This is a genomic window from Kitasatospora sp. NEAU-69, from assembly GCF_057158765.1.
In genome coordinates this window covers 215710-221649 of sequence record NZ_JBWXUE010000011.1, presented here as the reverse complement: position 1 = coordinate 221649, position 5940 = coordinate 215710, and the positions used below count along the sequence as shown (strand labels likewise).

5 protein-coding genes are annotated in these 5940 nt (G+C 69.2%); 3 read left to right on the top strand and 2 right to left on the bottom strand.

The annotated features are described in order from the left end of the window. Positions 1-87 precede the first annotated feature (87 nt). Both AC060L_RS15560 and aceE read right to left on the bottom strand, forming a co-directional pair. On the bottom strand, positions 88-264 hold the full coding sequence (locus tag AC060L_RS15560) for a hypothetical protein (RefSeq protein WP_483799323.1): 177 nt from the start codon (positions 262-264) through the stop codon (positions 88-90). 200 nt (positions 265-464) lie between these two features. Further along, positions 465-3215: a pyruvate dehydrogenase (acetyl-transferring), homodimeric type gene (aceE, locus tag AC060L_RS15555; RefSeq protein WP_483799322.1), complete on the bottom strand. Its 2751-nt coding sequence runs from the start codon at positions 3213-3215 to the stop codon at positions 465-467. Between the two features lie 552 nt (positions 3216-3767). Here aceE and AC060L_RS15550 point away from each other — a divergent pair. The 3 genes from AC060L_RS15550 (at position 3768) to AC060L_RS15540 (ending at position 5824) form a co-directional block, all read left to right on the top strand. Further along, entirely contained in the window at positions 3768-4208 is a 441-nt protein-coding gene (locus AC060L_RS15550; RefSeq protein ID WP_483799321.1) for a DUF3052 domain-containing protein, read from the top strand. A gap of 349 nt (positions 4209-4557) precedes the next feature. Then, positions 4558-5016 (top strand): peroxiredoxin, encoded by a 459-nt coding sequence (locus tag AC060L_RS15545; RefSeq protein WP_483799320.1) that lies wholly within the window; start codon positions 4558-4560, stop codon positions 5014-5016. 232 nt (positions 5017-5248) lie between these two features. Continuing rightward, positions 5249-5824, top strand: coding sequence for a TerD family protein (locus AC060L_RS15540; RefSeq protein ID WP_483799342.1), 576 nt, complete (start codon positions 5249-5251; stop codon positions 5822-5824). Positions 5825-5940 lie beyond the last annotated feature (116 nt).

The window sequence follows — 5940 nt, the reverse complement described above, 5'->3', positions numbered from 1 at the left end:
ACCCCAAAACCCACCCCCCCCCCCGCCCCCGGGGGAAAGGGAGGAACGCCGCCGCGGTCGTTTGTGCGTGCGTGCGCCGCGACGGGCCTACTCCGGAGCGGCCGGTGTGCTGACGGGCTGGGCGATGGCCTCGTGGAGGTAGCGGGCGCGCTCCTCGCGTTCGAGGTCGGGGAAGTAGTCCGCGAGCCAGCTGCTGGCTTCGGTCTCGGCGAGGTGGAGGTCCTCCAGCAGGAAGCGGGCGCGGGCGAGGATGTCGTCTCTCATGGGGCGATCGTGCGCCCGGCCGGACGCCGGTGTCCTGCCCGGCTGCTCCGGGCGGTGGACGGGGTGGACGCGGTGGACGCAGCGGAGGTGGGGGAAGTGGTGGGGCTTGCGAGGGCGGTGGGGGGCCGGACTCCCGAGCGGGAGTCCGGCCCTCGGCCGTAGCGGTACTGCGGTACTGCGCTTGCTGCGGTGCTACCGGATCAGGCGTCGCCGCCGGCGGCGCCCGGGTGGGCGGCGGTCACGTCCAGCAGCTGGTAGCGGTCGATCGCCTCCTTCAGCGCCGAGCGGTCGACCTTGCCCTGCTTGGCGAGCTCGGTGAGCACGCTCAGCACGACCGACTGCGCGTCGATGTGGAAGAAGCGGCGGGCCGCACCACGGGTGTCGGCGAAGCCGAACCCGTCGGCACCCAGCGACTGCCACTGACCCGGCACCCAGCGCGAGATCTGGTCCGGCACCGCGCGCATCCAGTCGGAGACGGCGACGAACGGGCCCTCGGCACCGGAGAGCTTCTGCGTCACGTACGGGACGCGCTGCGGCTCCTCCGGGTGCAGCAGGTTGAACTCCTCGGCCTCCACCGCGTCGCGGCGCAGCTCGTTCCAGGAGGTCGCCGACCAGACGTCCGCCTTGACGTTCCACTCCGCGGCGAGGATGCGCTGGGCCTCCAGCGCCCACGGCACGGCCACGCCCGAGGCGAGGATCTGCGCCGGGATCTGGCCGGCGGTCGCCGGGGCGTACCGGTGCAGGCCCTTGAGGATGCCCTCGACGTCCACGTTCTCCGGCTCGGCCGGCATCTGGATCGGCTCGTTGTAGACCGTCATGTAGTAGAAGACGTCCTCGCCGTGCGGGTGCTCGGCGGAGGAGCCGTACATCCGGCGCAGGCCGTCCTGCATGATGTGCGCGATCTCGAAGCCGTACGCCGGGTCGTACGCGACGACGCCGGGGTTGGTCGAGGCGAGCAGGTGCGAGTGGCCGTCGGCGTGCTGCAGGCCCTCACCGGTCAGCGTGGTGCGGCCGGCGGTGGCGCCGATCACGAAGCCGCGGGCCAGCTGGTCGGACATCTGCCAGAACTGGTCGCCGGTGCGCTGGAACCCGAACATCGAGTAGAAGACGTAGACCGGGATCAGCGGCTCGCCGTGCGTCGCGTACGACGAACCGGCGGCGATCAGCGAGGCGGTGCAGCCCGCCTCGGAGATGCCGTCGTGCAGCATCTGGCCGGTCGGGGACTCCTTGTACGCCAGCAGCAGCTCGCGGTCGACCGACTCGTAGGTCTGGCCGAGCGGGTTGTAGATCTTGGCGGACGGGAAGAGCGAGTCCATGCCGAAGGTGCGGTACTCGTCCGGCGCGATCGGCACGAAGCGGTTGCCGATGCCCTTGTCCCGCATCAGGTCCTTGAGCACCCGGACGAAGGCCATCGTGGTCGCGATGGTCTGCTGGCCGGAGCCCTTCTTGACCGCCTTGTAGGCGTCGTCGCCCGGGAGCGCCAGCTGCGTCGGCCGCACCTTGCGGGTCGGCACGTAGCCGCCCAGCTCCCGGCGCCGGTCGTGCATGTACTGGATCTCTTCGGAGTCCTTGCCCGGGTGGTAGTAGGGCGGGTAGCCCTCTTCGAGCTGCTTGTCCGTGATCGGGATGTGCAGGCGGTCCCGGAAGCGCTTCAGGTCCTCGACCGTCAGCTTCTTCATCTGGTGGGTGGCGTTGCGGCCCTCGAAGTTGGGGCCCAGCGTCCAGCCCTTGACGGTCTGCGCCAGGATCACGGTCGGCTGGCCCTGGTGCTCGCGGGCCGCCTTGAAGGCCGCGTAGACCTTCTTGTGGTCGTGGCCGCCGCGACCCAGGTGCTGGATCTGCTGGTCGGTCATGGACTCGACCATCGCGCGCAGCCGCAGGTCGTCGCCGAAGAAGTGCTCGCGGATGTACGAGCCGGTCTCGGTGGCGTACGTCTGGAACTGGCCGTCCGGGGTCGAGTTCAGCTTGTTGACCAGGACGCCGTCGCGGTCCTGGGCCAGCAGCGGGTCCCAGGTGCGGTCCCAGATCAGCTTGATGACGTTCCAGCCGGCACCGCGGAACTGCGACTCCAGCTCCTGGATGATCTTGCCGTTGCCGCGGACCGGGCCGTCCAGGCGCTGCAGGTTGCAGTTGACGACGAAGGTCAGGTTGTCCAGACCCTCGCGCGCGGCGAGCGACAGCTGGCCCAGCGACTCGGGCTCGTCCATCTCGCCGTCGCCGAGGAAGGCGTACACGTGCGAGTCGGAGGTGTCCTTGATGCCGCGGTGCTCCAGGTAGCGGTTCATCCGGGCCTGGTAGATCGCGCCGAGCGGGCCGAGGCCCATCGAGACGGTCGGGAACTCCCAGAAGTCCGGCATCAGCCGCGGGTGCGGGTAGCTGGAGAGGCCGTACGGAGCCTTCGACTTCTCCTGGCGGAACGCGTCGAGCTGCTGCTCGGTGAGTCGGTCCAGCAGGAAGGCGCGGGCGTAGATGCCCGGGGACGCGTGACCCTGGAAGAAGATCTGGTCGCCGGACTCGCCGTCGGCGTCCTTGCCGCGGAAGAAGTAGTTGAAGCCCACGTCGTAGAGCGACGCGGACGAGGCGAAGGTGGCGATGTGCCCACCGACGCCGATGCCCGGGCGCTGCGCCCGGGAGACCATCACGGCCGCGTTCCAGCGGGTCGCGTTGAGGACCTTGCGCTCGATCTCCTCGTTGCCGGGGAAGAACGGCTCGTCCTTGGTGGCGATCGTGTTGACGTAGTCCGTGCTGCGCATCTCGGGCACGGCGACACGCTTCTCGCGGGCGCGCTCGATCAGGCGGAGCATCAGGTAGCGGGCGCGCTCACGGCCCCGCTCGTCGATGGCCGCATCGAGCGACTCCAGCCATTCCGCGGTCTCCTCGGGATCGAAGTCCGGGACCTGACTCGGAAGGCCGCCAATGATGATCGGGTTGCGATCGGATCCGGAAGCCACGCTGTTCCTTCACTGTCGGTCGAACTGAGGTGTGTCGCGCCGCCTCCATCGTGTACCGCAACTCGGAGATCCGTCATCTCTACCGATGGGTAACCGTCAAGCCTGGTGGGCAAGCCGGTCAGGTGGTGCAAAACCAGGCGCCTTTGCCTGGTCGTTCTGCGCCACCGGGTGTTACGAAGAGGTGGTCCGACCTGTACCTGGACTGCTCCAGGTGCCCCGCTCGTCCGATGGCGGGCGGTCGGGGTGAGGGCCAACAGGAGACTCTACGCCCGTGATCGCGCAGGTCTCGAATGGCGTTCGCATACCGGTCCGTAGGGCTGTTCGGCGAGCCGCCGACCGACCCCGCGCGAGTTGGCATCCGCAGCATGGGCGAACGGTCAGCAAAAGGGCAAATCGGTGTGATTCCCAGCACAGGACTCGGCGTGTCTTGCTACCAGACGTCAACCTTTGGGTGGGATCGGGGGTCGGGTACTTGCGCGAACCGCCGCGCCCGTGTGGACTACGGCCACAGCCCCGGCACTGATGCCGGGCCGAATACTGGAGGTTATTCCCGTGAGCGCGACCGCGGACCCCGCGGACAAGTCCAACCCGGCGTTCCGACTCGGCTTCGAGTCCGGCCAGATCGTGCAGGAGCTCGGGTACGACGAGGACACCGACCAGGAACTCCGCGAGGGCATCGAGGAGATCACTGGCGAGGAGCTCGTCGACGAGGACTACGACGACGTCGCCGACGCCGTCCTGCTGTGGCACCGCGAGGAGGACGGGGATCTCACCGATGCCCTCGTCGACGCCCAGGAGTACCTGGCCGAGGGCGGTCTGATCTGGCTGCTGACCCCGAAGACGGGCCGGGACGGCCACGTCGAGGCGCACGAGATCAGCGAGGCCGCGCAGACCGCCGGTCTCTCGCAGACCAGCGCCGTCGCGGTTGCCAAGGACTGGGCGGGCACCAAACTGGCCACGCCGAAGGCCGCCGCCAAGTCCGGCAAGCGCTGACCGCCGGTCCCGTGTACCGGCGCTGAGCACCGGCAGTACCCGAGCGGCTTCACCATCGGCCGGCGTTCGCCGGCCGGGCTTCACCCGCCGACCCGCCGTTTGCGGGCCGACCGGTTCCTCGTGAGCCCCGCTGGAGTTTCCTCCAGCGGGGCTCCACCGATTTCCGGGGCGGGCTGTAGGGCTTGCCGGGGCCATTGTTCGCCTCGGGCGAAACCGGCCGCCGAAGGGGGGCCTGACTCACTCGTCCGGCGTAATCGAGTGGCGCGGATGCGAGGATGAGCCGCGGCCGGCGGTTTCGGCCTCAGGCAACGTCATCAGGTATCGCTCATCGCTGAGAAAGGTCGTCACCATGGCCATCGAGGTCGGCACCCAGGCTCCGGACTTCGAGCTGAAGAACCAGCACGGCGAGCTGGTCAAGCTCTCCGACTTCCGGGGCGAGAAGAACGTCGTCCTGGTCTTCTACCCCTTCGCGTTCACCGGTGTCTGCACGGGTGAGGTCTGCGCGATCCAGAAGGAGCTGCCGAAGCTGCAGAACGACGAGGTGCAGATCCTCGCGGTCTCCAACGACTCGCCGTTCACCCTGCGCGTCTTCGCCGAGCAGGAGGGCCTGGAGTACCCGCTGCTCTCCGACTTCTGGCCGCACGGCGCTGCCTCGCGTGCTTACGGCGTGTTCGACGAGGAGAAGGGCTGCGCGGTGCGCGGCACCTTCGTGATCGACAAGGCCGGCGTGGTCCGCTGGTCGGTCGTCAACGGCCTGCCGGACGCCCGTGACGAGCAGGAGTACCTGAAGGTCCTCGGCGCGCTCTGAGCGACGCCGTCGGCTCCTGAGGGCACCCTGTGGCCCTCGGGTGGCCCTCGGGTGGTCTCGGGCGGCTCCGGGACGGCCCTCGGCGCGGCTTGGCGGCCCTTGGCGGCCCTTGGCGGGCCCGCCGAGGGCGCGCCGGGCCGCCGGTTCCGCCCTTGCTCCACCCGGACGGGAACCCGGCACTACGATCGGGCCGTTGCCTGATCGAGAGTGCAATCGACAGTTGGAGGATCCCGTGGGTGTCAGCCTGAGCAAGGGCGGCAATGTCTCGCTGACCAAGGAGGCTCCCGGCCTGACGGCCGTCGTCGTCGCCCTGGGATGGGACGCACGCACGACGACCGGTGCCGAGTTCGACCTGGACGCCAGCGCGCTGCTCTGCAGCGAGCAGGGCAAGGTCGCCAAGGACGCGAACTTCGTCTTCTTCAACAACCTCAAGAGCCCGGACGGCTCGGTCGAGCACACCGGTGACAACCTCACCGGTGAGGGCGAGGGCGACGACGAGTCGATCAAGGTGAACCTGGCCACCGTGCCGGGTGACGTGGCGAAGATCGTCTTCCCGGTCTCGATCTACGAGGCGGAGACCCGCGGCCAGAACTTCGGCCAGGTCCGCAACGCGTACATCCGGGTGGTCAACCAGGCCGGTGGCCAGGAGATCGCCCGTTACGACCTCACCGAGGACGCCTCCACCGAGACCGCGATGGTCTTCGGCGAGCTCTACCGCAACGGCTCCGAGTGGAAGTTCCGCGCCATCGGCCAGGGCTACGCCTCCGGCCTGCGCGGCATCGCGCAGGACTTCGGCGTCAACGTCTGACGTCCGGCGTCCGGCGGGTGGTGTCGTCCGGCGTTTGACGGCCTGCCCGGCGGCGCCCGCAGCGGCCCCGGGGGGCTCCTCTTTTCCCCCCCCCAAAAGAAGGAAAGAAGGGGGAG